Origin of the sequence: Pseudomonas sp. FP2309, from assembly GCF_030687575.1 — a bacterium.
Lineage (GTDB): Bacteria > Pseudomonadota > Gammaproteobacteria > Pseudomonadales > Pseudomonadaceae > Aquipseudomonas.
This window is the reverse complement of sequence record NZ_CP117439.1, coordinates 5,255,957-5,282,801: the sequence shown is the minus strand read 5'-3', so window position 1 is coordinate 5,282,801 and position 26,845 is coordinate 5,255,957. Positions and strand designations below refer to the sequence as shown.

Annotated in this window: 27 protein-coding genes; 10 read left to right on the top strand and 17 right to left on the bottom strand. The window is 62.4% G+C overall.

Going from position 1 to position 26,845, the window contains the following annotated elements; translation table 11 throughout:
- Positions 1–37: 37 nt before the first annotated feature.
- Both PSH59_RS24415 and trmB read left to right on the top strand, forming a co-directional pair.
- Positions 38–832, top strand: a complete 795-nt coding sequence (locus PSH59_RS24415) for a thiazole synthase (protein ID WP_248080621.1) — start codon at positions 38–40, stop codon at positions 830–832.
- A 9-nt stretch (positions 833–841) separates the two neighbouring features.
- Positions 842–1,567: a tRNA (guanosine(46)-N7)-methyltransferase TrmB gene (gene trmB / locus PSH59_RS24410; RefSeq protein WP_305393851.1), complete on the top strand. Its 726-nt coding sequence runs from the start codon at positions 842–844 to the stop codon at positions 1,565–1,567.
- A gap of 77 nt (positions 1,568–1,644) precedes the next feature.
- Here the strand turns inward: trmB and PSH59_RS24405 are convergent, their stop codons facing one another.
- The 9 genes from PSH59_RS24405 to PSH59_RS24365 form a co-directional block, all read right to left on the bottom strand.
- Entirely contained in the window at positions 1,645–1,968 is a 324-nt protein-coding gene (locus PSH59_RS24405) for a DUF3392 domain-containing protein (RefSeq protein WP_010207241.1), read from the bottom strand.
- Between the two features lie 19 nt (positions 1,969–1,987).
- Positions 1,988–3,190, bottom strand: coding sequence for a radical SAM family heme chaperone HemW (gene hemW / locus PSH59_RS24400; RefSeq protein ID WP_305393850.1), 1,203 nt, complete (start codon positions 3,188–3,190; stop codon positions 1,988–1,990).
- The gene (rdgB, locus tag PSH59_RS24395) at positions 3,187–3,783 is read right to left on the bottom strand and encodes an RdgB/HAM1 family non-canonical purine NTP pyrophosphatase (RefSeq protein ID WP_248080690.1); all 597 of its coding nucleotides are present in this window, start codon (positions 3,781–3,783) and stop codon (positions 3,187–3,189) included. Before rdgB ends, hemW begins: the two co-directional genes overlap by 4 nt.
- Entirely contained in the window at positions 3,780–4,214 is a 435-nt protein-coding gene (locus PSH59_RS24390) for a DUF4426 domain-containing protein (RefSeq protein ID WP_248080614.1), read from the bottom strand. The genes rdgB and PSH59_RS24390 overlap by 4 nt, the downstream gene beginning before the upstream one ends.
- Positions 4,215–4,235: 21 nt before the next feature.
- Positions 4,236–4,856 carry a methionine biosynthesis protein MetW gene (gene metW / locus PSH59_RS24385; RefSeq protein WP_248080612.1) on the bottom strand — a complete coding sequence of 207 codons (621 nt, stop codon included), beginning with the start codon at positions 4,854–4,856 and terminating at the stop codon, positions 4,236–4,238.
- Positions 4,857–4,863: 7 nt separating this feature from the next.
- Entirely contained in the window at positions 4,864–6,003 is a 1,140-nt protein-coding gene (locus PSH59_RS24380) for a homoserine O-acetyltransferase (RefSeq protein ID WP_248080609.1), read from the bottom strand.
- 140 nt (positions 6,004–6,143) lie between these two features.
- A complete protein-coding gene (locus PSH59_RS24375; protein WP_248080608.1) occupies positions 6,144–6,731 on the bottom strand; it encodes a YggT family protein in 588 nt (195 codons plus the stop codon).
- A 25-nt stretch (positions 6,732–6,756) separates the two neighbouring features.
- Complete coding sequence (gene proC, locus PSH59_RS24370; RefSeq protein ID WP_305393849.1) at positions 6,757–7,575, bottom strand: pyrroline-5-carboxylate reductase; 819 nt, start codon at positions 7,573–7,575, stop codon at positions 6,757–6,759.
- A 33-nt stretch (positions 7,576–7,608) separates the two neighbouring features.
- Complete coding sequence (locus PSH59_RS24365) at positions 7,609–8,295, bottom strand: YggS family pyridoxal phosphate-dependent enzyme (protein ID WP_248080603.1); 687 nt, start codon at positions 8,293–8,295, stop codon at positions 7,609–7,611.
- Between the two features lie 57 nt (positions 8,296–8,352).
- Here PSH59_RS24365 and PSH59_RS24360 point away from each other — a divergent pair, with 57 nt between their 5' ends.
- Entirely contained in the window at positions 8,353–9,387 is a 1,035-nt protein-coding gene (locus tag PSH59_RS24360) for a type IV pilus twitching motility protein PilT (protein ID WP_305393848.1), read from the top strand.
- 77 nt (positions 9,388–9,464) lie between these two features.
- Here the strand turns inward: PSH59_RS24360 and PSH59_RS24355 are convergent, their stop codons facing one another.
- Entirely contained in the window at positions 9,465–10,103 is a 639-nt protein-coding gene (locus tag PSH59_RS24355) for a C40 family peptidase (RefSeq protein WP_248080597.1), read from the bottom strand.
- A gap of 250 nt (positions 10,104–10,353) precedes the next feature.
- Here PSH59_RS24355 and PSH59_RS24350 point away from each other — a divergent pair, with 250 nt between their 5' ends.
- Complete coding sequence (locus PSH59_RS24350; RefSeq protein ID WP_248080594.1) at positions 10,354–10,782, top strand: NINE protein; 429 nt, start codon at positions 10,354–10,356, stop codon at positions 10,780–10,782.
- A gap of 71 nt (positions 10,783–10,853) precedes the next feature.
- Here the strand turns inward: PSH59_RS24350 and PSH59_RS24345 are convergent, their stop codons facing one another.
- The 7 genes from PSH59_RS24345 to gshB form a co-directional block, all read right to left on the bottom strand.
- Positions 10,854–12,125 carry a dihydroorotase gene (locus tag PSH59_RS24345; RefSeq protein WP_305393847.1) on the bottom strand — a complete coding sequence of 424 codons (1,272 nt, stop codon included), beginning with the start codon at positions 12,123–12,125 and terminating at the stop codon, positions 10,854–10,856.
- On the bottom strand, positions 12,122–13,126 hold the full coding sequence (locus tag PSH59_RS24340; protein WP_248080588.1) for an aspartate carbamoyltransferase catalytic subunit: 1,005 nt from the start codon (positions 13,124–13,126) through the stop codon (positions 12,122–12,124). Before PSH59_RS24340 ends, PSH59_RS24345 begins: the two co-directional genes overlap by 4 nt.
- Positions 13,127–13,150: 24 nt before the next feature.
- Entirely contained in the window at positions 13,151–13,657 is a 507-nt protein-coding gene (gene pyrR / locus PSH59_RS24335) for a bifunctional pyr operon transcriptional regulator/uracil phosphoribosyltransferase PyrR (protein ID WP_248080585.1), read from the bottom strand.
- Positions 13,658–13,730: 73 nt separating this feature from the next.
- Positions 13,731–14,168: a Holliday junction resolvase RuvX gene (ruvX, locus tag PSH59_RS24330; RefSeq protein ID WP_248080582.1), complete on the bottom strand. Its 438-nt coding sequence runs from the start codon at positions 14,166–14,168 to the stop codon at positions 13,731–13,733.
- Positions 14,168–14,737 (bottom strand): YqgE/AlgH family protein, encoded by a 570-nt coding sequence (locus PSH59_RS24325; RefSeq protein WP_248080579.1) that lies wholly within the window; start codon positions 14,735–14,737, stop codon positions 14,168–14,170. Before PSH59_RS24325 ends, ruvX begins: the two co-directional genes overlap by 1 nt.
- An 81-nt stretch (positions 14,738–14,818) precedes the next feature.
- Entirely contained in the window at positions 14,819–15,724 is a 906-nt protein-coding gene (locus PSH59_RS24320) for an energy transducer TonB (RefSeq protein ID WP_248080576.1), read from the bottom strand.
- Between the two features lie 110 nt (positions 15,725–15,834).
- On the bottom strand, positions 15,835–16,797 hold the full coding sequence (gene gshB, locus PSH59_RS24315; protein WP_305393846.1) for a glutathione synthase: 963 nt from the start codon (positions 16,795–16,797) through the stop codon (positions 15,835–15,837).
- A gap of 239 nt (positions 16,798–17,036) precedes the next feature.
- Between gshB and pilG the strand changes: the two genes are divergently transcribed.
- From pilG to PSH59_RS24285, 6 genes are all read left to right on the top strand, one after another.
- Positions 17,037–17,444, top strand: a complete 408-nt coding sequence (gene pilG, locus PSH59_RS24310) for a twitching motility response regulator PilG (RefSeq protein ID WP_010564379.1) — start codon at positions 17,037–17,039, stop codon at positions 17,442–17,444.
- Between the two features lie 46 nt (positions 17,445–17,490).
- On the top strand, positions 17,491–17,856 hold the full coding sequence (gene pilH, locus PSH59_RS24305) for a twitching motility response regulator PilH (protein WP_014720320.1): 366 nt from the start codon (positions 17,491–17,493) through the stop codon (positions 17,854–17,856).
- Between the two features lie 12 nt (positions 17,857–17,868).
- The gene (locus PSH59_RS24300; RefSeq protein WP_305393845.1) at positions 17,869–18,393 is read left to right on the top strand and encodes a chemotaxis protein CheW; all 525 of its coding nucleotides are present in this window, start codon (positions 17,869–17,871) and stop codon (positions 18,391–18,393) included.
- The gene (locus PSH59_RS24295; RefSeq protein ID WP_248080567.1) at positions 18,390–20,441 is read left to right on the top strand and encodes a methyl-accepting chemotaxis protein; all 2,052 of its coding nucleotides are present in this window, start codon (positions 18,390–18,392) and stop codon (positions 20,439–20,441) included. Before PSH59_RS24300 ends, PSH59_RS24295 begins: the two co-directional genes overlap by 4 nt.
- 79 nt (positions 20,442–20,520) lie before the next feature.
- Entirely contained in the window at positions 20,521–26,340 is a 5,820-nt protein-coding gene (locus tag PSH59_RS24290; protein ID WP_305393844.1) for an Hpt domain-containing protein, read from the top strand.
- Positions 26,333–26,788: a chemotaxis protein CheW gene (locus tag PSH59_RS24285; protein ID WP_248080561.1), complete on the top strand. Its 456-nt coding sequence runs from the start codon at positions 26,333–26,335 to the stop codon at positions 26,786–26,788. The genes PSH59_RS24290 and PSH59_RS24285 overlap by 8 nt, the downstream gene beginning before the upstream one ends.
- The last annotated feature ends 57 nt before the right edge of the window (positions 26,789–26,845 follow it).

Genomic DNA, 26,845 nt, shown 5'->3' with positions numbered 1-26,845 from the left:
GATTCTGCAGAACCTCACCCCATTACGAGGATTTCCCATGAGCATCGTTCGTAGCGACAAGCCCTTTGTCCTGGCCGGCCGTACCTACCAGTCCCGTCTGCTGGTCGGCACCGGCAAGTACCGCGACATGGAAGAGACCCGCCTGGCCATTGAAGCCTCCGGTGCTGAAATCGTGACCTTCGCCGTGCGCCGCACCAACCTCGGCCAGATCGAGGGCGAGCCGAACCTGCTCGAAGTGCTGTCGCCGGACCGCTACACCTTTTTGCCAAACACCGCCGGTTGCTACGACGCCATCGAAGCCGTGCGCACCTGCCGCCTGGCCCGTGAGCTGCTCGATGGGCATAACCTGGTGAAGCTGGAAGTGCTGGCCGACCAGAAAACCCTGTTCCCCAACGTGATCGAAACCCTCAAGGCCGCTGAAACCCTGGTCAAGGAAGGCTTCGACGTGATGGTTTACACCAGCGACGACCCGATCATCGCCCGCCAACTGGCCGAAATCGGCTGCATCGCGGTGATGCCGCTGGCCGGTCTGATCGGTTCGGGTCTGGGTATCTGCAATCCCTACAACCTGCAGATCATCCTCGAAGAAGCCAAAATCCCGGTGCTGGTGGATGCGGGCGTGGGCACGGCCTCCGACGCGACCATCGCCATGGAGCTGGGCTGTGACGCTGTGCTGATGAACTCCGCCATCGCCCATGCCCAGAGACCGGTCATGATGGCCGAGGCTATGAAACACGCCATCGTCGCAGGTCGCCTGGCCTACCTCGCCGGCCGCATGCCGAAAAAACTCTACGCCAGCGCCTCTTCGCCGCTGGATGGTCTGATCAAGTAAGAGCCATTGATGACTGAATCAAACGAAACGCCGAACACCCTGGAAGAAGGCGACGAGTCCAAGCACCGCCGCATCAAGAGCTTTGTGATGCGCGCCGGTCGCATGACCGAAGGCCAGCAAAAGGGCCTGGAGCAAGGTACGCCGCTGTTCGTGTTGCCCCTGGCCGACGCGCCGGTGGATTACGACCAGGTGTTTGGCCGTTCGGCCCCGCGTTCCCTGGAAATCGGCTTTGGCATGGGCCACTCGCTGCTGGAAATGGCTGCGGCTTCGCCGGAGCAGGACTTCATCGGCGTGGAAGTGCACCGCCCAGGTGTCGGTGCGCTGCTCAATGGCGTGTTGACCCAAGGCCTGACCAACCTGCGGGTCTACGACTGTGACGCGATCGAAGTGCTCAACCGTTGCATCGCCGACAACAGCCTCGACCGCCTGATGTTGTTCTTCCCGGACCCATGGCACAAATCCCGTCACCACAAGCGGCGTATCGTTCAGGCATCCTTTGCCGAGCTGGTGCGCAGCAAGCTCAAGATGGGCGGCATCCTGCACATGGCCACCGACTGGGAACCGTATGCCGAATACATGCTGGAAGTGATGAGCGTCGCGCCTGGCTACCGCAACCTGGCCGAAGACGGTAAATGCGTGCCACGCCCGGCGGAGCGCCCGATCACCAAGTTCGAGCGCCGCGGCGAGCGGTTGGGGCATGGGGTGTGGGATTTGAAGTTCGAGAAGGTGGCGTAACCCGCCCCTCAGTAGAAAGGCAATCCAATGTGGGAGGGGCTTGGCTCCTCCCACATTTTTTTGTGCCGGGCTTGAGGTCAGCGGCGGTCGGCAACGACGCCAATCAACACCAGCACCACCACCAACACGGGTGCCAGGCTGTAGTTATTGAACTGGCTCAACCCTCGCACAATCCACGGGGTGGCGTAGATCAATGCTGCGCCGCTGCCGATCATGCACAGCAGGGCCATCAACGGTACGCGCAAGGCGCCGGCGACGCTGCCCAGGCGGGCCTCGACCCAGCCTTTGATGTCTGCGCCGAACAGCACCAGCAAACAGCCGACAAGGGCCAGGGAGATTTCCGACAGGTTGCTGCGGCTCCAGCGGGATACGGTGGCTAGCAGGTCGAGTACCAAATCCATTCGATTTCCTTAAGAGCGCTCAGCTCAAAAACTTCTGCAACAGGTCATTGAGAAAAAGTTGCCCGCGGTCGGTCGCCGCCAGGCGTGACGGTTCGACCTGCATCAGGCCACTTTGTTCTGCATCACGACGCGCGTCGTCAAGGCTCGCCAGGTCGAGGCCGGTGCGTTCGGCGTAGAGCTTGGCGTCGACACCTTCGGTGAGGCGCAGCGCGTTCATCAGGAACTCGAAAGGCAACTCGTCGTTCGTCAGTTCTTTCGCGCCGGCCTGGAAGCTTTTGGCCGGGTTGAGGTAGTCCTTGGGTGCACGGGTTTTCCAGGTGCGTACGATGCGCCCGTCCGGATGGCTGAGCTTGCCGTGGGCGCCGGCGCCGATGCCGATAAAGTCGCCAAAGCTCCAGTAGTTCAGGTTATGTCGGGCCGGCCGGCCGGTTCTGGCATAGGCCGACACTTCATATTGCGCGTAACCGTGCTCGGCGAGCAGGGCCTGGCCGGCTTCCTGGATATCCCACAGCGTGTCGTCTTCGGGCAGCGCGGGCGGCTGGTTCCAGAACACGGTGTTGGGCTCAAGGGTCAGTTGGTACCAGGACAAATGGGTAGGGTTGAGCGCGATTGCCTGGCGCAAATCGCTCAGGGCGTCATCCAGGGATTGATCGGGCAGGCCGTGCATCAAGTCCAGGTTGAAATTTTCGAACCCGGCCTGGCGCGCCATGCCGGCCGCGCGCACCGCCTCGTCGCCGTTATGGATGCGGCCAAGGGCGGCGAGTTTTTCCTGCTGGAAGCTCTGGATACCGATGGACAGGCGGTTGATTCCCAGCTTGCGGTACGCCACGAACTTCTCTTGTTCGAACGTGCCGGGGTTGGCTTCCAGGGTGATCTCGATATCGCCGGCAAACGCAATGCGCGCTTCTACACCGTTGAGCAGACGGCCCAGTGCTGCGGCGCTGAACAGGCTGGGCGTGCCGCCACCAAAGAAAATCGAGCTCAGTTGCCGGCCATACACGGCGTGCAGGTCCTGGTCCAGATCGGCCAGCAAGGCGTCCACGTACTCTTCTTCCGGCAGCACTTCGCTCGCGGTGTGGGAGTTGAAGTCGCAATACGGGCATTTGCGCACGCACCACGGGATGTGGATATACAGCGCCAGGGGCGGCAGCACCGGCAGGGCCGCCCGAGGTGTTTGCGCGCCACCGTGGATCAGCGGCAGCACCGGGGTGTCGTGGGTCATTTCAGGCTCAGGCGTTGGCGCAGCAGAGCCATTGCGCGGGCGCGGTGGCTGATCTGGTTTTTGTCGGCCGGGCTCAGTTCGGCGCTGGAGACATTGCGCTCCGGCACCCAGAACAGCGGGTCATAACCAAAACCCTGCTCACCGCTGGCCGCCTGCAGAATGCGCCCGTGCCACAAGCCTTCGCAGAGGATCGGCAGCGGGTCATCGGCGTGTCGTACCAGGGCCAGCACGCAGACGAACTGCGCGCCGCGCTCGGCGTCCGGCACACCCTTGAGGGCGTCCAGCAGCTTGGCGTTGTTGGCGGCGTCGCCTTTGCCGTCGGCGTAACGGGCCGAGTAGATACCAGGGGCGCCGCCGAGGAAGTCCACGGCCAGGCCCGAGTCATCGGCCAATGCCGGCAGGCCGGAGATGCGCGCGGCATTGCGTGCCTTGAGGATGGCGTTCTCGACGAACGACAGGCCCGTTTCCTCGGGCTCCACCTGGCTGAACTCGCCAATCGAGCGCAGTTGCACGGACTCGCCGAGCATGGCCTGGAGTTCTTTGAGTTTGCCGGCGTTGTGGCTGGCCAGTACGAGTTGTGTGAGCGTCATCAGTTGGCCGGGAACAGTTCTTGGTTGAATTGGAAACCGTGGGCTTTGCCGCCGGTTTCGACGTTGATGGTGAACGTCTTGTATTCGCGCTGCGTCACGGAGTAGGGCGCCAGGTAGCTGATCCCGCCTTTCTCTTCGATTTGCTTGAACGTCAGGATCTCGCTTTTACCGCCCAGATCCTTGATGGTGCCGGTCACCTGCGCCGTGACCGGGGTTACGCCCTTGATCACGGTCACATTGATCAGTCCTTTTTCCTTGCTGCGTACCACGCCGATTTTCTGGGCGGTTTCTGGTGACAGGAAACTTGAGGTGAAGGTGTTGTAGTGAACGGTGATATCGCCGAAGTCTTTCTTGCGATTAGCGTCGATCGTGTCGGCGGCCATGGCGTTGGCACCCAGGCACGCGGTCAGTAGAAAAATAGCCAAGCGACTCATGAGCGTCCCTCCTGAAAATGATTAGACGGCAATTTTGTGGTCGGTCAGGCCAGGACTGCTGACCCGGTAGATACCGATTTCGCCCAACAGATTGGGCCATAGCTTACTCGCCCAGCCGTGACGATGCTGTTGATCGACGGCAAGGCGGTTGATCACCTTGGCTTGACGCTCGCCGCACAGCGCTTCGAAGTCTTCGAAGGTGCAGAAATGGATGTTCGGGGTGTTGTACCAGGTGTACGGCAGAAAGTCCGACACCGGCATGCGGCCCTTGGTGGCCAGGTACCAGCGGCAGCGCCAGTGCCCGAAGTTGGGGAAGGTGATGATGCACTGGCGGCCGACGCGCAGCATCTCATCGAGAATGCGGTCCGGGTAATGCACCGCCTGCAGGGCCTGGGTCATCACCACGATGTCGAAGCTATTGCTGGCAAAGTTGCCCAGGCCCTTGTCCAGGTCCTGCTCGATCACGTTGATGCCCTTGGCCACGCACTGGGCAATGTTGTCCGGGTCGTTTTCAAGGCCGTAGCCGGTGACTTGCTTGTTGTCCCGCAGCCAGCTCAGCAGTTCGCCATCGCCGCAGCCCAGGTCGAGCACGCGGCTGCCGGCGGGTATCCATTCTTGGATGATGTCCAGGTCGGCTCTCATGGCGTTCTCACAAAGTTATGCGGTTCATGTAGTTACTGAAGGCCTGCAGGTAGCGCGGGATCGGAATCAGGAAGGCGTCGTGGCCTTGCGGAGCGTCGATCTCGAGGTAGCAGACGTCTTTGCGCGCCGCCATCAGGGCATCCACCAGTTCACGGGAGCGGGCCGGCGAGAAGCGCCAGTCGGTGGTGAATGACATCACACAGAACTTGGCCGTGGCACCTTCGAAGGTTTTGGCCAGGTCGTCGTCGTGATTCGCCGCAGGGTCGAAGTAGTCCAGGGCCTTGGTCATCAGCAGGTAGGTATTGGCGTCGAAACGCCCGGAGAACTCCTCGCCCTGATAACGCAGGTAGCTTTCCACCTGGAACTCGACGCTGTGGAAGTCGTAGTTGAGTTTCTCGCTCTTGAGGCCACGGCCGAATTTCTCGCCCATGGAGTCGTCGGACAGGTAGGTGATATGCCCGACCATGCGCGCCAGCATCAAACCGCGCTTGGGGATCACGCCCGCTTCCTGGAACGAACCACCGTGGAACTCCGGGTCGGTGAGGATCGCCTGGCGTGCCACTTCGTTGAAGGCGATGTTCTGCGCCGACAACTTGGGCGCCGAGGCGATGGCCAGGCAATGGCGCACGCGATCCGGGTAGGTGATGGTCCATTGCAGCGCCTGCATACCGCCCAGGCTGCCGCCGATCACGGCCGCCCATTGGTTGATACCCAACACGTCGGCCAGGCGCGCCTGGCTGTGCACCCAGTCTTCCACGGTGAGCACCGGGAAGTCGGCACCGAACGGTTTGCCGGTTTCCGGGTTAAGGCTGCTGGGGCCGGTGGAACCATTGCAACCGCCGAGGTTGTTCAGGCTGACCACAAAGAACTTTTGCGTGTCGATAGGCTTGCCTGGGCCGATGCAACTGTCCCACCAGCCGGGCTTGCGCTCGTCGACGCTGTGGAAGCCGGCGGCGTGGTGATGGCCGGACAAGGCGTGGCAGATCAGCACGGCGTTGCTCGCCGTGGCGTTCAGTTGGCCGTAGGTTTCATAAATCAGGTCATAGGCAGGCAGCGAACGACCGCAGGCCAGGGCCAGCGGTTCGCTGAAGTGCGCCACTTGGGGCACGACCAGTCCAACAGAATCGGGGGGGAAGGCAGTTGGCATCGACCCTGCTCTCGTTTAAATGAGGCGTAAGTCTAAAGACCGCTGCACCCAGCGGCAAGCAAAGGCCCGCTCGGATTCAATTCAATATGCAGATACAAAAAGTGGGAGCGAAAGAGTCCGCCCCCACCCGTTGCGCGCATTCAGATCAGGCCGAACAGTTCCTTGGGCATGAGCGCGTAGAACGCCAGCCGTGGAACGACCCAGCTTTGGATCAGTTGGATCACGATAAACGCAAAGATCGGCGAGATATCCAGGCCGCCCAGGTTGGGAATCAGGCGACGGAACGGCGCCAGCACCGGCTCGGTGATCTGGAAGACCAGTTCGGCGCCAGGGCTGCGACTGCCGGGAGCGACCCACGAGAGAATCACGCTGATGATCATCGACCAGAAGATGATCTTCAAAAACAGCGAGAAGATGCCGATCAGCGCCCAAGGCAGCAGCAGTACGGTGAAGGCCTGGTAGCCGTTGAGCGTCAGGATCACCACGAACAGCAGGATCTGCAGCAGCAGTGCCAGCACCAGCGATGACATGTCCAGGCCGAACAGGCTCGGGATCACCCGGCGCAGCGGCTTGAGCAGCGGTTGGGTGGCCTTCACCACGAATTGGCACAACGGATTGTAGAAGTTCGCCCGCACCAGTTGCAGGATAAAACGCATCAGCACGATCAGCAGGTACAGGCTGCCCAGGGTCTGGATGATGAAGATAAGGGCGTCATTGAGTCCAAGCATCATGTATTCCTTCGTAGGGAGACGACTATTTGCCCAGCTGCTCGGCCATCTCGGCCGAACGATGTGCCGCGGCACCCAGAGCTTTTTCCACCAGGGCTTCAAACCCCCCGGCCTGGAACGATTCGATCGCGGCCTGCGTGGTGCCGCCTGGGGAGGTCACGCGACGGCGCAGCTCGGCAGCGTCCACCTCACTGGAAACGGCCATCTTCGCAGCGCCCAGGGCGGTTTGTTCGGCCAGTTGCTCGGCGACGTCCTGGGGCAGGCCCAGTTTGACACCGGCGGCGGTCATGGCTTCGATCAGCAGGAAGAAGTACGCCGGGCCGCTGCCGGATACGGCCGTGACGGCGTCCAATTGTTGTTCCTGCTCCAGCCACACGGCGATGCCCACGGCACCCAGCAGCGTCTGAGCCTGGTCACGCTGTGCAGCGCTCACCTGGGCCGTGGCGTACAGGCCGCTCACACCCTGGCGCAACAACGCCGGCGTGTTGGGCATGCAGCGTACGATTGGCTGGGCGCCGAGCCAGTTGTTCATGCTGTCGCAGGTGATGCCGGCGGCGATGGACACCACCAGTTGGTGCGGTTGCAGGCTGGGGCGCAAGCTCTCGCACACGGCCTTCATGGCTTGCGGTTTGACTGCCAGCACGATCACGTCGACGCCTTGGATGGCCTCGGCGTTGTCGGCAAAGGTCTCAATGCCGTGTTCGGCGCTGACGCGGGCGCGAGTGTCTGCGCCTGGGTCGCTGGCGCGAATCTGCTCGGCGCCCAGGCCTTTGGCCCGCAGGCCGCCAATCAGGCTGGCCGCCATGTTACCGGCGCCGATAAAGGCAATACGCGTGTCTTTCATGACAGGTCCTTAGCTAAATGGAAGTCAGCCATTTCAAGGCTGGCCGTAGTCGCGGGCACCAAACAGGGCGGTACCGATCCGCACCCAGGTGGCGCCTTGGGCAATGGCCGACTCAAGGTCGTGGCTCATGCCCATGGAGAGTGTGTCGAGCGGCAGGTTCAAGCTGGCTTGCAGGTCGCGCACGGTCGCGAAGGCCGCATCTTGCTCCGCCCGGTCATCGGTCGGTTCGGGGATCGCCATCAAGCCTCTTAGCTTCAAGCGTGGCAGGGCGCTGATCGCATTGGCCAGGGCCGGCAGGTCGGCGGGCGTACAGCCGGACTTGCTGGCTTCGCCGCTCACGTTGACCTGGATGCAGATGTTCAGCGGCGGCAGGTCGGCCGGGCGTTGCTCGGACAGGCGTTGCGCAATTTTGAGGCGGTCCACGGAATGCACCCAAGCGAAGTGCTCGGCGATGGCACGAGTCTTGTTCGATTGAATGGGGCCGATGAAGTGCCAACTCAAGGGCAGGTCGGTTAATTCAGCCTGTTTGCCCAGGGCTTCCTGCAGATAGTTTTCGCCAAAGTCGCACATCCCGGCGGCGTAGGCTTCGCGCACGGCCTGGGCGGGTTTGGTCTTGCTCACGGCCAGCAGATGGATGCTGTTTGCGTCACGGCCCACTGCGTCGGCCGCGGCGCGGATGCGCTGGCTAACCTGGCCGATGTTGTCTGCTATCGTCGACATTCAAGATGCGCCCGTGGATATGGAGTCCGCGGCATTCTACTGGAAATGGAAAGCCCTATGGATATCACTGAATTGCTGATGGTCGGCGTGCGCCGGGGCGCCTCCGACCTGCATCTGTCGGCCGGCCTGGCGCCGATGCTGCGCGTGGATGGCGAGGTCTGGCCACTGGATACACCGGTGCTGTCAGCCTTGCAAGTGGCGGATTTACTCAGGCCGTTACTCAACCAATACCAGCAAAAGGATTTCGAAACATCTCTTGAAACGGATTTTGCCTTCGAACTGCCCGGTCTGGCCCGGTTCCGCGCAAACGTGTTCCAGCAGGATCGCGGCATGGGCGCGGTGTTTCGCACCATTCCATCCGAGGTTCAGAGCTTGGAGCGCCTCGGGTTGGGAGAAGTCTTCGAGCGCATCGCGTTGTTGCCACGTGGCCTGGTGCTGGTGACCGGGCCGACCGGCTCAGGCAAGTCCACCACGCTGGCGGCGATGATCGATTACCTCAACAAGCATCGGCGCCAGCACATCCTCACGCTGGAAGACCCCATCGAATTTATCCACACGCCGAACACCGCGCTGATTAACCAGCGCCAGGTACACCGCGACACCCATAGCTTTTCCACCGCTCTGCGCTCGGCGTTGCGCGAAGACCCGGATGTGATTCTGGTGGGCGAGTTGCGTGACCTGGAAACCATCCGCCTGGCGCTTACGGCGGCCGAGACCGGGCACCTGGTCTTCGGGACCTTGCACACCACCTCGGCGGCGAAAACCGTGGACCGGCTGGTGGACGTGTTCCCGGCAGGCGAGAAAGCCATGGTGCGCTCAATGCTGTCGGAGTCGCTGCAAGCCGTGGTGTGTCAGGTACTGATCAAGAAGCTCGGCGGTGGGCGCGTGGCCGCCCATGAAATCATGCTGGGCACGCCGGCCATTCGTAACTTGATTCGCGAGGACAAGGTGGCGCAGATGGTCTCGGCCATTCAGACCGGCGGGGCGTTGGGGATGAAGACGTTGGATATGAGTTTGAGGGCGTTGGTCGGGGAGGGTGTGATCAGCCGGGAAGAGGCCCGAGAGAAGGCGAGGGTGCCCGCAGACATCTGAAGCCTTTGGAGCAATAAACATCAAATGGGGAGCGAGCAAGCCCGCTCCCCCATGGTTTACTGCATTTCAGCCTGGTGTCAGCGCTGGACAACCCGCAGGTTGTTGTTCTGCTCTTTGGGCAGAACCCGCTTGGCAATCACGTAGTTCTTGTTCCAGAACGGCTTCTTCAGGGTGTCGATGCTCACCGATTTGCCACGACGCGGTGCGTGGATAAAGCGGTCGTTGCCCAGGTAGATGGCGACATGGTTCACCTGGCGGCTCTTCAATTTGAAGAACAATAGGTCACCCGGTTTCAAGTCCTTGCGGTCAACCTTCTGCCCGTGGCCCGCGGCCATGGCGTTGGAGGTGCGCGGCAAATCGACCGCTTTTACGTCGTTGAACGCGTATTTCACCAAGCCGCTGCAATCGAACCCTTTACTTGGGCTGCTGCCGCCCCAACGATAAGGAGTACCGAGCACGTTTACGGCGCGGCTGAGGACGTTGCTGCTTTGCTTGGTGTTGACGGCCATCAGGCCAGGTGTTGCCTTACCGTGGGCCTTGCTCAGTTGAGTCGGGCGGCTGACGGTGGGCTTTACCGATTTGGCAGTGGTTGGCGTGCTGTGAACTTTAGGGGTGAAACCGTTAACGTTCGGAAGTCGTTGCTCACGATTGGTGGCGTGGGCGGCCAATGGCATTAATAGGCAAATGGTTAGCCATGTCTTGAAAAATGGTCGCATTAGGCGTGGCTCTTATGGGTTTGCGCGCAACTTTATAACAGCTTTTGGTGTCGTTCTCAGGCCGTTTGTCGACTGAACCTTGACGTCAAAATCAGGAAAAACGCGACGATTCGCCGCAATTGTCCGACACAAGTCAGGTGGCATAAGGCTTTCAGGGGAGAGAAGATACCATTTGCCGTACGTCGGGTGCCTGTAAAAAAGTCACAAAGAAAGTGAAAAAATTTATCTATCGACGCAAAAGAGGTACGCGATGAACACCTATCAACAGGTTGGTCCGCAGCACGACACCCACAGCAAGGTGATTGGCTACCTGCTGTGGATTTTCGGTTTCACCGGGGCGCATCGCTTTTATTACGGTAAACCTGTTACCGGTACGATCTGGTTTTTCACCCTTGGCCTGCTGGGCATTGGCTGGCTGATCGACCTGTTCCTGATCCCTGCCATGGACCGTGAGGCCGAGTTGCGCTTCACCGCCGGGCCCGTTGAATACAACGTGGCCTGGATACTGTTGGCGTTTCTCGGGGTGTTCGGTGTGCACCGTATGTACATGGGCAAATGGATCAGCGGGCTTATCTACCTGCTGACCGGCGGCTTGTTCCTGCTGGGGGTGCTGTATGACTTCTGGACGCTGAATACGCAGGTTTCGATTCGCAATGCCGAGCGCAACGGCGGCCGCTGAATCTCCAGGCCTTATTGAGAGCCCAATGTGGGAGGGGCAATCCCCTCCCACAGTCTTTTACCGTGCCCGCTTCAGGCCTGGTAGCTGATGTGCCCGTCGACCAAGGTGTAACGCACTGTCGCCGGCAATACATGACCGATGAACGGGCAGTTTTCGCCCTTCGACAGCCAGTGTTCCCCGGCAATCGTGGAACTGGCCGGGTCGAACAGTACCAGGTCCGCCGCCGAACCCACCGCCAACTTGCCTGCCGGCAGGCGCAAGGCCTCTGCCGGGCCGGCGCTCAGGCGTGCCAGCAGTGTCGGCAAGTCCAGCAAGCCATCCTCCACCAGCGTCATCGCCAATGGCAGCAACAGTTCTACGCTGCTGATGCCCGGCTCCGTTGCGCCAAACGGTGCCAGCTTGGCATCTCGTTCGTGGGGTTGGTGGTGGCTGGAAATGGCCGAGACCACGCCCGATTTCACCGCCGCACGCAGACCGTCACGATCGGCCAGGGTGCGCAGGGGCGGTTGCACGTGGTACAGGCTGGAGAAATCGATCAGCGCCTCATCCGTCAGGATCAACTGATACAGCGCCACATCCGCAGTCACCGGCAGGCCGCGGGCTTGTGCCTGGGCGATCAGGGCCACGCCCCTGGCGCTGGTCAACTGGCTGAAGTGCGCGCGTACGCCGCTTTGCTCCACCAGCAGCAGGTCGCGGGCCAGGGCCACGGTTTCGGCGGTTTCGGGAATGCCCGGCAGGCCGAGGAAGCTGGCCACGGCGCCTTCATGGGCCAGGCCACCTTCGGCCAGGTCGCGGTCCTGGGAGTGAAAGATCACGGTCAGATCGAAGGTGGCTGCGTATTCCAGGGCACGGCACAGGGTGCGGGTGCTGCGGAAACTCTCAAGGCCGTTGCCGAAGGCCACGCAACCGGCGTCGCGCAGGGCAATCAGCTCCGCCAGTTGTTCGCCTTCCAGGCCTTTGCTCAGGGCGCCGATAGGGAACACTTTGCAGTTGCCGGCTTCACGGGCGCGGTCGAGGATCAGCTCGGTGACTGCCGACGTGTCGAGAACCGGCTTGGTGTGCGGTGGGCAGCACAGGCTGGTCACACCACCGGCCGCAGCGGCGCGGGTTTCGCTGGCGATGCTGCCCTTGCGGCTGTAGCCCGGCTCGCGCAGGGCGACGTTCAGGTCCACCAGCCCAGGCGCGGCCACCAGGCCTGTGGCATCGATGGTCTGGCTGGGGCTGAAGCCTGCCGGCGCAGCGCCGAGGGCGATGATCTTGCCGGCTTCCAGATGTAAATCGGTCACTTGATCCAGGCCGCTGGCCGGATCGATAACGCGAGCGCCAAGAATGCTGAGCTTCACTGTGCGTTCTCCTGCTCGAATTGACGTTGCGCGGTCTGCCCGCTCATGGCCATGGACAACACCGCCATGCGCACGGCGATCCCGTAGGTCACCTGGTTGAGAATCACCGATTGGTTGCCGTCGGCCACCGCCGACTCAATCTCCACCCCTCGGTTGATCGGGCCGGGGTGCATCACGATGGCATCCGGCTTGGCGCCGGCCAGGCGCGCGGTGGTCAGGCCGAACAGGCGGTAGAACTCGCCCTCGCTCGGCAGCAGGCCACCGGCCATGCGCTCGCGTTGCAGGCGCAGCATGATCACCACGTCCACGTCCTTGAGGCCTGCTGCCATGTCGGTATAGACCTTCACGCCGTACTGCTCGATACCAATCGGCAGCAGGGTCTTGGGGGCGATCACGCGGATGTCCGGGCAGCCCAGGGCTTTGAGGGCCAGCATGTTCGAGCGGGCTACACGTGAGTGCAGGATATCGCCGACGATGGCCACCGAGAGGTTTTCAAAGCTGCCCTTGTGCCGACGGATGGTGAGCATGTCGAGCATGCCCTGGGTCGGGTGGGCGTGGCGGCCGTCGCCGCCGTTGATGATCGCCACCTGCGGGCACACGTGCTCGGCGATGAAGTGCGCGGCGCCGGAGTCGCCGTGGCGCACCACGAACATGTCGGCGGCCATGGCTTCCAGGTTGCGCAGGGTGTCGAGCAGCGTTTCGCCCTTGCTCGCCGACGAGGTGGACACGTTCAGCGTGATCACATCGGCCGACAACCGCTGGGCCGCCAGCTCGAAGGTGGTGCGGGTGCGTGTGGAGTTCTCGAAGAACACGTTGCAGATGGTTTTACCGCGCAGCAGCGGGACCTTTTTCACCGCCCGGCCTCCGACTTCGAGGAACGAGTCGGCGGTGTCGAGGATTTCGGTGAGCAGTTCGCGGGGCAAACCGTCAAGGGACAAGAAATGTTGCAACTGGCCCTGAGCATTGAGCTGCAGCGGGCGCTTGGCATCTAGAGGCGTCATCGCGGGGACTCTGTACAAGGCGGTTTAAAGGGCAAGGTCTTGCAGTTCGAGTTCGAGCGGCGTGGGACCGGACAATTTTACCCGTTGGTGGGCGGCAAGCGACAGCGTGGCGCCGACCACATCTGGGCTGATCGGCAGTTCGCCGGCATCCAGGTCCAGCAGGCAGACCAGCGTGATACTGGCTGGGCGGCCATAGTCGAACAGCTCATTCATGGCGGCACGAATGGTGCGGCCGCTCATCAGCACGTCGTCGATCAGCACCAGGTGCTGGCCTTCGACCTCGAACGGCAGTGCCGAGGGTTGCACTTGCGGGTGCAGGCCGTTCTGGCTGAAGTCGTCGCGGTAGAAGGACACGTCGAGGGTGCCCAGGGGCGAGTCGCTGCCCAGTTCTTTCAGCAACGCCTGGGCCACCCATACACCACCAGTGCGAATGCCGATAAAACGCGGTTCGCTGATGGCGCGGTGTTCCAGATGCGCCTTGAGGCGTATCGCCATCTGGCTGATCAGTTCGGCGGGATTGGGCAGGCTCATGGTGGCTCCTTCAAGGCCTTGCTGTAGGCAAGTTCCGGGCTCAAACGTAAGAAGACGCGGCAAGCCGCGTCAGTCAGGATTCAAATAAAGCGGTGTTTTCATCCAGCCAGCCCTGCAACAGCAAGGCGGCGGCAATGGCATCCACGGGGTTGTCGCGGTAGCTGCCCTTCTGCCCGCCACGGTCACGTCGCTCACCCTTGGCTTCAAAGGTGGTCAGGCGTTCATCGTGGGTATAGAAGGGGATGTTGTAGCGGCCGTTGAGGCGGCGGGCGAACTTTTCGGCGCGCAGGCACATGTCGCTGGGGGTGCCATCCATGTTCAGAGGCAGGCCGACCACCACCGCGTCGGGCTTCCACTCTTTGATCAGGGCTTCGACCTGATCCCAGTCCGGTATGCCGTTCTGGGCTTTCAAGGTGCACAGCTCACGGGCCTGGCCGGTGATGACCTGGCCGACCGCAACGCCGATCTGTTTGGTGCCGTAGTCAAAACCCAGGATCAGACGCAAGGCCATCAGGCGTGCCCCGCCTGGCTGGTCAGCAGGCTGAGGTTGACCCGCAGCTTGGCCGCGGCGGCTTCCAGGCGCAGTTCGCTGGCGGTGTTGAACAGGATATCGGCGTCAAACGGGCACGTCAGCCAGGCGTTGCTGGCCAGTTCCGCTTCCAATTGCCCGGCTTCCCAACCGGCATAACCCAGGGTGATCACGCTGTGCTCAGGGCCCACCCCGTCCGCGATGGCGAACAGCACGTCCTGGGAGGTGGACAGTGACACGCCGTCCAGATCCACCGTGGCCTGGAACGTCGGCCCGGTCGGGTGCAGGACAAAGCCGCGATCGGTCTGTACCGGCCCGCCGATGTAGATCGGCACGTGCTGGCACCGCGCGGGCGGGTCGATCTCGGGGCGCAGTTGCTCGAGGATATCGGCCAGGCTCAACTCTTGCGGACGATTCACCACCAACCCCATGGCACCATTGGCCGTGTGCTCGACGATGTAGGTCAAGGTCTGCGCAAAGTTCGGGTCGGCCATATGGGGCATGGCGATCAGGAATTGGTGCTTGAGGTAGGTCGGGCTGACATTTTTCATGTCCGCTAGTGTGGCGTTGGAGGGGCGAACTGACAAGCTGGAGTTGTCGTGAGCACGCCCGCTGCGCCCAAAAGGGAGTGGTCAGTTGCTGGACAACCGATCGCCCTTGGCGAACTTCCAGGTGCGGATGATTTCCAGGCGGTCCACGTCATTCAAGTCGCCGCTGAACGGGGCGAAAGGCGCGGCCAGACGCACGATGCGCTGGGCGGCCTGGTCCAGCAGGGGTTGGCCTGATGACTCCAGCACCTGCACTTCATATAACGAACCGTCGCGATTGATCGACACCAGCAAGCGCAAATTGCCATAGATCTGCTGGCGACGGGCCTCTTCAGGGTAGTTGAGGTTGCCGATGCGCTCGACCTTCTTGCGCCACTCATCTTTATACCAGGCGCCTTTGTCGCGCATGGTCGAGGCGGCGTTCAAGCGGTAGATACGCGGGCGTTTGGCGTACAGCTGTTGTTCCTGGGCCAGTTCGGCTTCCAGGCTGGAAATTTCGTCGGACAGTGTCGAGCTGTCGAAGGTCGGCGCCGGCTTCACCGGTTCAGGCGTCGGCTCGGTCTTGGTCTTTTCGCGCTGGGCCGGGGCTTTCTGCGGCTTGGGCGCGACAGTGGTCACCGCTGGCTTGGGCGTGGTTTGCTTGACCTCGGGCTTGGGGGCCGGAGGTGGCGTGACCTTATTGACCTTGTTGTCCTGGAACGGCGCCACTTCAGTGGTTTTGGGGATGGCCTTCTTGTCGAGGGTGCCGCTGCCTTGCTGATTGTCCTGGGCCAGAAAATCTGCCTTCTCGGGCTTCTTTTCACTTTTGAACGTGGCGAGGGTGATTTCCAGGGTTCTGGTGATCTGCTTGGGCTCGACCATGGTGAACCCCACGCCGAGGAGCAACGCCAGGTGAAGCAGTGCGGCGAGGAACAAGGTAAATCCGAGCCGATCAGCCGGGCGCACGCCGCGATGGGAGAGTTCGGGGGGCAGATCGGACGGCAGAGGCATAAAAACCAACATCGCTGGTATCGGGGTTCGGCATGATAGCGCAATGTTGGTTTTTAGCTTCAAGCGACAAGTTACAAGCTGCAAGCCTGAGCGCTATTCGCCTTGAACTTTCAACGGCGGCTTGAGGCTTGCAGCTTCGCTTCTATCGCAGCCATCAGCATTTCGCCGATGTTCGTGCCAAAGGCATTGTCGATCTCGCGGATACAGGTCGGGCTGGTGACGTTGATTTCGGTGAGGTTCTCACCGATCACGTCCAGCCCGACAAACAGCAAGCCCTTTTCACGCAGCGTTGGACCGACTTGAGCGGCAATCCAACGGTCCTTGTCCGACAACGGTCGCGCCTCGCCACGACCACCGGCCGCCAGGTTGCCACGGGTCTCGCCGGCCGCCGGGATGCGTGCCAGGCAGTAATCCACCGGCTCGCCGTCGATCATCAGGATGCGCTTGTCGCCGTCCTTGATCGCCGGCAGGTAGGCCTGGCCCATGATCTGCTGGGTGCCCAGGGCTGTCAGGGTTTCGAGGATGACCGACAGGTTCGGGTCGCCTGCGCGATGACGGAAGATCGAGGTGCCGCCCATGCCGTCCAGCGGCTTTAGGATCACATCGCCATGCTTGGCGGCAAACTCACGCAGCACATCGGCGCGGCGGCTGACCACGGTCGGTGGGGTGCATTGTGGGAACAGGGTGGCGAACAGCTTTTCGTTGCAGTCGCGCAGGCTCTGCGGCTTGTTGACGATCAGCACGCCCGCGCGCTCGGCTTGTTCCAGCAGGTAAGTGGAATAGACGAATTCCATGTCGAACGGCGGGTCCTTGCGCATCAGGATCACATCCAGATCGCTTAGAGGGCTGTCGATCTCATCCTGCAGTTCGAACCACTTCTCGGGGTTGGCGAACACCTGCAGCGGGCGCATGCGTGCGCGGGCTTCGCCGTCGCCCTGGTAAAGGTCGCGTTGTTCCATATAGAACAGGGTCCAACCGCGGGCCTGGGCAGCCAGGAGCATGGCCAGCGAGCTGTCCTTTTTATAGGAAATGCTGGCGATAGGGTCCATGACAATGCCGACGCGAACGCTCATGGGGGATTTCCTCTAGCAAATTAGGGCGCATAAAAGTGGCGTCAGAGTGGCGCTGCGGCTGTTGTGGGTCAAGGAAAAACCACCGGGCGGGTGCCTCGATAGATTGCTCTCCGAGACTGTGCTAAAAAGACTGCCACGGCGCAGCGGCCCCTGAGTTCCAAGGCCTGCGGCGCTCATCCTGTGAGACATCAGGCAGTACGCACCAAAAACCGATTCGCTGTGGCGATGGTAGAGCAGATATGGAACAGCATTCCAACGCCTTGAGAGTGATGGTGATCGATGACTCGAAAACGATCCGCCGCACCGCCGAGACATTGTTGAAGAACGTGGGATGCGACGTCATCACGGCCATCGACGGTTTCGATGCCCTGGCCCGGATTGTTGATCATCACCCGCACATTATCTTTGTCGACATCATGATGCCGCGCCTGGATGGTTATCAGACCTGCGCCCTGGTGAAGAACAACCCGGCGTTCAAGTCGATCCCGGTGATCATGCTGTCCTCCAAGGACGGCCTGTTCGACAAGGCCAAGGGGCGCATCGTGGGTGTCGATCAGTTTTTGACCAAGCCTTTCAGCAAGGAAGAACTGCTGGGTGCGATCAAGGCCTACGTGCCGGGATTCGCCGCAGTAGAACAAGCACACTGACGCCGCCCCACAAGGGCCGGCGCCGACCAATGTAGCGGGGAAAACCATGGCACGTGTTCTGATCGTCGACGATTCGCCGACTGAAATGTACAAATTGACCGGCATGCTGGAAAAGCACGGCCACCAGGTGCTCAAGGCCGAGAACGGCGCCGACGGCGTCGCCCTGGCCCGCCAGGAAAAGCCCGACGCCGTTCTGATGGACATCGTGATGCCGGGCCTCAATGGCTTCCAGGCCACGCGCCAGTTGTCCAAGGAGCCGGAAACCAACGGCATCCCGATTATCATCATCACCACCAAGGATCAGGAAACCGACAAGATCTGGGGCGCGCGCCAGGGCGCCAAGGATTACCTGACCAAGCCGGTGGATGAAGAAACCCTGATCGCCACCTTGAACAAGGTGCTGGCCGGCTGACGGCACGCCATCATGACCGAGTCGCAAACTGCCTTCGAGCTGTTGCTGGATATCGACCGCCGCTGCCGCCTGCTGGCCGCCGACCTGCCGTCCCAGGAAACTCGCCTGCACCGCTGGAGCGGCATCGGCTTTCGCCTGGGCGACGGCTGGTACGTGGCGCCCATGGGCGAAGTTGCCGAGGTGTTGCATGAGCCGCGTTGCACTTTAATGCCCGGGGTCAAGACCTGGGTCAAGGGTGTTGCTAACCTGCGCGGGCGTTTGCTGCCGGTGATGGACCTGGGCGGTTTCCTGGGGCTGGCGCTGTCCAGGGCACGCAAGCAACGGCGGGTGCTGGTGGTGGAATACAACGATCTGTTTGTCGGGCTGCTGGTGGATGAGGTGGTGGGAATGCAGCATTTCGCACAAGACGCCTTGTTGGCCAACCCCGACCCCAGCGCGCCGTTTATCAGCGGCCAGTTCGACGGCGACCCGCTGTGGCAGGTTTTCAGCCCCTTCGCTCTGGCGCAGGCCCCAGGCTTCATGGATGTCGCCGCATGACCACCGCTACCACGCCCAAACCTCAGACCGGCTCGCGCAGCCGCTCGCAGATCATCGTGCTGTTTATCGCGTTGATCGTGTTCATCATGCTGTTGTTCGCCAACTTCGCGTACCTCAACACCCAGTCCACCTATGACAAACAGTACATCGGCCACGCCGGTGAACTGCGCGTGCTCTCGCAACGCATCGCCAAGAACGCCACGGAAGCTGCCGCGGGCAAGGCGGCGGCGTTCAAGCTGTTGGGCGAGGCGCGCAACGACTTCGCCCAGCGTTGGGGCTACCTGAAAAAAGGCGACCCGGACACCGGCCTGCCAGCCGCTCCCAGTGCGGTACGCGCCGAAATGCGCGCGGTGCAGACCGACTGGGAAGCCCTGCTGAAAAACACCGACGCGATCCTCGCCAGCGAGCAGACCGTGCTGTCCCTGCACCAAGTGGCCGCCACCCTGGCCGAAACCGTGCCGCAATTGCAGATGGAGTCGGAAAAAGTCGTCGACATCCTGTTGCAGCGTGGCGCCCCGGCCAGCCAGGTGGCGGTGGCCCAACGCCAGTCGCTGCTGGCCGAACGCATCCTGGGCGCGGTCAACACTGTGCTGGCGGGGGATGAAACCGCCGTGCAGGCCGCCGATGCCTTTGGCCGCGATGCCGCGCGCTTCGGCCAGGTGCTCAATGGCATGCTCAACGGCAACCCGAGCCTGCGCATCACCCAGGTCGAAGACCACGACGCCCGCGCACGGCTGACGGAAATCGCCGAGCTGTTCGAGTTTGTCTCCGGCTCCGTGGATGAAATCCTCGAAACCTCGCCGCAGCTGTTTCAGGTCCGCGCCTCGGCGAGCAATATTTTCAATCTGTCGCAAACCCTGCTCGATGAAGCCTCGCACCTGGCCAGCGGTTTCGAAAACCTCGCCAGCGGGCGCAGTTTCGACACCATCGGCGGCTATGTGCTGGGCCTGCTGGCATTGGCCTCGATTATCCTGATTGGCCTGGTGATGGTGCGCGAGACCAACCGCCAACTGCACGAGACCGCCGAGAAGAATGAGCGCAACCAGAACGCGATCATGCGCCTGCTCGATGAAATCGAAGACCTGGCCGACGGCGACCTCACCGTGACTGCCTCGGTGACCGAAGACTTCACCGGCACCATCGCCGACTCCATCAACTATTCCGTGGACCAACTGCGGGACCTGGTGGCCACCATCAACCTCACCGCGGGGCAAGTGGCGGGTGCGGTCCAAGAGACCCAGGCGACCGCCATGCACCTGGCCCAGGCTTCGGAGCACCAGGCCCAGCAGATCGCCGAAGCGTCCACGGCGATCAACCAGATGGCCCAGTCCATCGACCAGGTGTCGGCCAATGCCGCCGAGTCCTCGGCGGTGGCGGAGCGCTCGGTGGAAATCGCCAACAAGGGCAACGAGGTGGTGCACAACACCATCCATGGCATGGACAACATTCGCGAACAGATCCAGGACACCGCCAAGCGCATCAAACGCCTGGGCGAGTCGTCCCAGGAGATCGGCGATATCGTCAGCCTGATCGACGACATCGCCGAGCAGACCAACATCCTCGCCCTGAACGCCGCGATCCAGGCGAGCATGGCCGGGGACGCCGGGCGCGGTTTTGCGGTGGTGGCCGATGAAGTCCAACGGCTGGCCGAGCGCTCGTCGGCGGCTACCCGGCAGATCGAGACCCTGGTCCGTGCGATCCAGGCCGACACCAATGAGGCCGTGATTTCCATGGAGCAAACCACCACCGAAGTGGTACGCGGCGCGCGGCTGGCCCAGGATGCCGGTGTGGCGCTGGAAGAGATCGAAGGCGTGTCGAAAACCCTGGCGGCGCTGATCCAGAGCATCTCCAACGCGGCGCAGCAGCAGACCTCGTCGGCCGGGCAGATCTCGCTGACCATGAACGTGATCCAGCAGATCACCACCCAGACCTCGTCGGGTTCCACCGCGACCGCCGAGAGCATTGGTAACCTGGCGAAAATGGCCAGTCAGTTGCGCAGGTCGGTGTCGGGTTTCACCTTGCCGGCGGCCAAACAGGCTGAGGATTGAAACGCGCTCCCACCGCAGATATTCGTTGGCTTGAGATCCTGGCAATACACGCAACTCAAAAATTCTCACCGGAGTGAATATGGTTGATCGGCACGACTACGTGGCCCTCGAATGGGTCAAGGGCGACATTGCCGAAACCCTGAAACAGGCCCGATCGGCGCTGGATGCGTTTGTCGAAACCCATGACGACGACGTCATCGACCAATGCCTGGCCGGTATCCACCAGGTGCACGGCGCCTTGCAAATGGTCGAGTTCTACGGCGCGGCGCTGTTGGCCGAGGAGATCGAAGCACTGGCCCTGGCGCTCAAGGCCAGACAGGTCAGCCAGCGCGACGAGAGCATCCGCCTGCTGCAACAGGCTCTTGGCCAACTGCCGCTGTACCTCGACCGCATACACAGCGCCCGCCGCGATTTGCCCTTGGTGGTGCTGCCGCTGCTCAACGACTTGCGCAGTGCTCGCGGTGAAAGCCTGCTCTCGGAAACCAGCCTGTTCAGCCCGCAACTGCTGTCGATTGCACCGCTGCCCGACGAAGCCCTGGCCCACCGCGCGGTACCGGACCTTCATGAGCAACTGCGCCAATGGCACCAGCTGTTGCAACAAGCCCTCGCCGGGCTGCTGCGCGAAGACCACGGCCCGAGCAACCTGGAAGACATGGCGCGGGTGTTCGCGCGCCTTGAGGCTCTGTGCCAGGGCGCGCCGCTGTTGCCGTTGTGGCAAGTCGCTTCGGCGCTGGTCGAAGGCATGCTCACGGGTGTCGTCGCCAACAGCCCGGCACTGCGCAGTTTGCTCAAGGCCAGTGACAAGCAACTTAAACGCCTGCTGGCCCAGGGCATCGGTGGTATCAACCAGCCGGCGCCGGACGACCTGCTCAAAAGCCTGCTGTTCTACGTGGCCAAAGTCACCCGGCCGACACCGCGCATGCAAAGCCTTAAGGAGCGCTACGGCTTGGACGAGGCGTTGCCTGACAGCGCCGTGGTTGACGCCGAGCGCGCGCGCCTGGCCGGACCGGACCGCAATGCCATGGGTTCGGTACTGGGGGCGTTGTGCGAGGAACTGGTACGGGTCAAGGAACGCCTCGACCTGTTCGTGCGCAGCGACCGACAGCACACCGGCGATCTCGATGCGCTACTGGCACCGTTACGGCAGATCGCCGATACCTTGGCGGTGCTGGGGTTTGGCCAGCCGCGCAAAGTGATCATCGACCAGTTGGCTGTGGTGCTGAGCCTGGCCCAGGGGCATCGCGAGCCCAATGACGCGGTGCTGATGGATGTGGCCGGCGCACTGCTCTATGTGGAAGCCACACTGGCCGGAATGGCCGGTACCGTCGAATCGCAAAGCCGCGAAGAAAGCCGTCTGCCGACCACCGACCTGAGCCAGATTCACCAGTTGGTGATCCGCGAGTCCTGCCAATGCCTGCGCCAGGCCAAAGAGCTGGTGATCGATTGTATTGAAGCCGATTGGGACCGCCAGCGCCTGGAGTCCCTGCCCGAACTGCTGAGTCAGGTACGCGGCGCGCTGGCGATGATTCCGCTGCCCCGTGCAGCGAGCCTGATGCGCGGCTGCACCGATTACGTCGATGAACAATTGATGATCAACGACGGCGTGCCGTCCGAGACGCAGTTGGCGCATTTCGCTGACGTGATCAGCAGCCTGGAGTACTACCTCGAACGCATGCTCCAGGACCCCGACGCTGCCGGTGAGCAGGTGCTGGAACTGGCCACCCAAAGCCTCGCGGCGCTGGGCTATCTGCCGGCGGAGAAACCCTGGCGCCAGGCACTGGTGGCGCCCGATGGCGCGCTGTCGGGCGAAAGCACGCCCAGCCAGTCCCAGTTCGACGCATTGGCCAACCCAACGTCGCGTCTCAACCCGCCGGCCCAGCAACGTCCCGGCAGCCTGTTGCCGCCGCCGGTCGATGAAGAACCCATCGACGACGAACTGCGCGAAGTCTTCCTCGAAGAAACCGACGAAGTCCTTGAGGTACTGCACAGCTACCTGCCCAACAGCGCGGACAAAACCGCCCAGGCCGAAATGCGCCGCGCCTTCCATACCTTGAAAGGCAGCGGCCGCATGGTGCGTGCCCTGGTACTGGCGGAGCTGGCCTGGGCCGTGGAAAACCTGCTCAACCGCGTGCTCGAGGGCAGCATCGCCCTCGGCCCGCAGGTGCAACAAGTGCTGGATGACGCGGTGGCCGTGCTGCCGGAGTTGATCGCTGACTTTGCCACGCACGACCAACACCAGCGCGATGAAGTCGATGCCCTGGCCGCCCGCGCCCACGCCTTGGCCAGCGGCGCCGCCGTGTCGACCGCCGAGCTCCACGACCCGATGCTGCTGGAGATCTTCCGCAACGAAGCCCAGAGCCACTTGGACAGCCTCAACCACTTCCTGCAACAGGCCGCCGAACATGTGCCGCTGCAGGTCAGCGATGAACTGCAGCGCGCGCTGCATACGCTCAAGGGCAGCGCCTACATGGCCGGCGTGCTGCCGATCGCCGAGTTGGTCCGCCCGCTCGATCACCTGACCCGCGAATACAAGGCGCACCGCCTGCCGCTGGACCTGGACGAAGTGGAATTGCTACTGGAAGCAGAGGCGCTGTTCCAGCGTGGGTTGCACCAGCTGGACCGAGACCCGCTGGTGCCAATCAAAGGCGCGGACGACTTGATCCAGCGTACCCAAACCTTGCTCGAACATCAGTTGGCCGCACTGCTCGAGGCGCCAAATACAGGCCTGCGCATCAAGCGCGACCCGCAACTGATCACCAACTTCCTGGCCCAGGGCATGGACATCCTGCTCGACGCCGAAAGCCTGCTGCGCCGTTGGCAGCAACACCCCGGCGAGCGCCAGGAACTCACCGCGCTGCTGGATGAATTGACCACCTTGGGGGAGGGCGCACACATCGCCGACCTGCACCCCATAGACGAATTGTGCGAAGCCTTGCTTGACCTGTACGGCGCGGTGGAAGAGAGCAGCCTGGCGGTCAGCGAGCGGTTTTTCCATGAGGCCGAACAGGCCCATGAAGCGCTGATCAACATGCTCGACCAACTGGCCGCCGGCCAGGAAATCAGCCCGGCACCGGCACGTGTGCACGCCCTGCGCGATTTGCTGGACGGGGCCCTGGACCCATCGGCCACCGGGCTGATCAAAAGCGACGGCGGCCGCGCCCCAAGCATCGCCGAGCTGGGGGCCGCAACGGCGCAGCTCAACCATGAAACGACGATGGACGATGAGATCGTCGAGATCTTTCTCGAGGAAGCCGTGGACATCCTCGACAGCGCCGGGCAGTCGCTCAAACGCTGGTTGCTGGAGCCGGACAGCGTCGCGCCGTTGTCCTCGTTGCAGCGCGACTTGCACACCCTCAAGGGGGGCGCGCGCATGGCCGAAATCGGCGCGGTGGGTGATCTGGCTCACGAGTTGGAATGCCTCTACGAAGGCCTGGTGGACCGTCGCTACAGTTACAGCGCCCAGCTGTCGCAGGTGCTGATGGCCAGTCATGAACACCTGGCCCTGCAGTTGGAAGAATTGCAACAGCAGCAGCCTCTGAGCGACAGCGCCGAGTGGGTCGCCAAACTGCGCGCGATACGCCAGAGCAGCACGCCGGCGGTGCAGGCCCCCGCCCCGCAAGCATCGGGCACTGACCCCGAGTTGCTGGACATTTTTCTCGAAGAAGCCGCCGATATCCTCGATAGTTCAGGCAGTGCATTGCTGCGCTGGCAGGCCGAGCCGAACAATCGCCAGGAAGTCGAAACCCTGCTGCGCGACCTGCACACCCTCAAGGGGGGGGCGCGCATGGTCGAGATCGGGCCGATTGGCGACTTGGCCCATGAACTGGAGTTTCTCTACGAAGGGCTGTCTGCCGGGTCGCTCGCGCCATCGCCGGAACTGTTTGCGTTGTTGCAAGGCTGTCATGACCGTCTGGCCCAGATGATCGACGCCGTGGCGGACGGGTTGCCGGTGGGCTCGGTGGACAAGCTTATCGAACGCATTAGAAGTCTGGTTCACCCCAGCGATGAGCCTGTGGTGCCGGTGGCGTTGCCGCCGGGCAAGGCCGAAACGGCGGTGGACCCCGCCGCGGATATGGTGAAAATCTCTGCCGAGCTGTTGGACGACCTGGTCAACCTGGCCGGTGAAACTTCGATCTTTCGCGGGCGTATCGAACAGCAAGTCAACGACGCGCGCATTGCCCTGCACGAGGTGGAAACCACCATCGAGCGCATGCGCGACCAACTGCGCCGCCTGGATACCGAAACCCAGGGGCGCATCCTCAGCCGTCAGCAGGCTGAGGCTGAGCGCCTGGGCTACGAAGAATTCGACCCGCTGGAAATGGACCGCCATTCCCAACTGCAGCAACTGTCGCGCGCGTTGTCCGAATCGGCCTCCGACCTGATGGACCTCAAGGACACCCTGGACCGTCGCAACGAAGATGCGCACGACCTGTTGCAGCAACAGGCGCGCATCAACACCGAGTTGCAGGAAGGCCTGATGCGTACGCGCATGGTGCCGTTCGAACGCATGCTGCCGCGTCTCAAGCGTATCGTGCGCCAGGTGGCGAGCGAATTGGGCAAGGACGTGGAGTTCGTCGTGGGCAACGCCGAAGGCGAGATGGACCGCAACGTGCTCGAACGCATGGCGGCGCCGCTGGAACACATGCTGCGCAACGCCGTCGACCACGGCCTGGAATCGCGCGAGGTGCGGTTGGCGGCCGGTAAACCGGAGAAGGGGCGCGTCACGCTGGACCTGACCCACGAAGGCGGCGATATCGTGTTCGACCTGCGCGACGACGGTGCCGGCGTGCCGCTGGAAGCGGTGCGGCGCAAGGCGATCAAGCGCGGCCTGCTGGCGCCCCATCAAGAGATGAGCAACCGCGATGTATTGCAGTTCATCCTGCAACCGGGTTTTTCCACCGCCGAAAAGATCACGCAGATTTCCGGGCGTGGCGTGGGCATGGATGTGGTGCATGAAGAAGTGCGCCAACTCGGTGGTTCGATGGTGATCGACTCGACAGCGGGCGCGGGCGTGCACTTTCGCATTCGCCTGCCGTTTACCGTGTCGGTCAATCGTGCGCTGATGGTGCAGTGCGCCGACGATCAATACGCAATCCCGCTCAACACCATCGAAGGCCTGGTGCGGGTGCTGCCCCATGAATTGGCGGGGCACTATCAGCAGGACCCGCCGTGCTACGAATACGCCGGCCAGCGTTATGAATTGTTCTACCTGGGCGATCTGCTGCACACCGTCGCCCGCCCCAAACTGCTCGGCCAATACCAACCTGTGCCGGTGTTGCTGGTGCAATGCAATGAGCGGCACGTTGCGGTGCATGTGGACGCCATGGCCGGCACGCGCGAGATCGTGGTCAAGGGCCTGGGACCGCAGTTTTCCGGGGTGCAGGGGCTGTCCGGGGCGACCATTCTGGGCGACGGCCGCGTGGTGCTGATCATCGACTTGCTTGCGCATATTCGCGCGCGATCACCGGCCTTGCCGGCGCAGGCGGTGGATGCGCCGCTGATCCTCAACGACCCGCTGAAAAAACGCCCGCTGCTGGTGCTGGTGGTGGACGACTCGGTCACCGTGCGCAAAGTCACCAGCCGCCTGCTGGAGCGCAACGGCATGAACGTGCTCACCGCCAAGGATGGTATCGACGCCCTGGCCGTGCTCGAAGAGCACAACCCGGACCTGATGCTGCTCGACATCGAGATGCCGCGCATGGACGGTTTCGAGGTCGCCACGCAAGTGCGCAACGACCCGCGCCTGATGCGCCTGCCGATCATCATGATCACTTCGCGTACCGGCCAGAAACACCGCGACCGCGCCATGGCCATCGGTGTTAACGACTACCTTGGCAAGCCGTACCAGGAATCGGTGCTGCTGGAGAGCATCGCTTATTGGAGCAAGTCCCATGCTTGATCACCGCACCAGCCAACTAACCGGCCTGCTGCTGCCCCTGGCTGACCGTCACCTGGTGCTGCCCAACGTCGCCGTGGCCGAACTCATCGACTTCCAGCGCGGCGAACCGGCCAGCGACGCACCGCCCTGGTATCTGCGGCAAGTCACCTGGCGCGACCGGCAGATACCCTTGATCAGCTTTGAAGCGGCCTGCGGCGAAGCCAGCTTGACCGGCGAACGCTCACGCATCGTAGTGTTGAACGCCTTGGGCGGGCGGCCGACGTTGAAGTTCATTGCGCTGGTGATCCAGGGGATTCCGCGCTCGTACAAGCTGGATAGCGAATTGAGCTACGTCGACGTGCCGCTGTGCCCGCTGGAACTGGCGGCGGTGCAAGTGGGCGAACATGTGGCAAGGGTGCCGGATTTAATGGGGCTGGAGGCGCTGCTGGTGGAGTCCGGACTGGCCTGAGCACGTGTCGAGTTATTAATGCTGCACTTAACTCTTGATTATCGTTTTCGGTTAGAG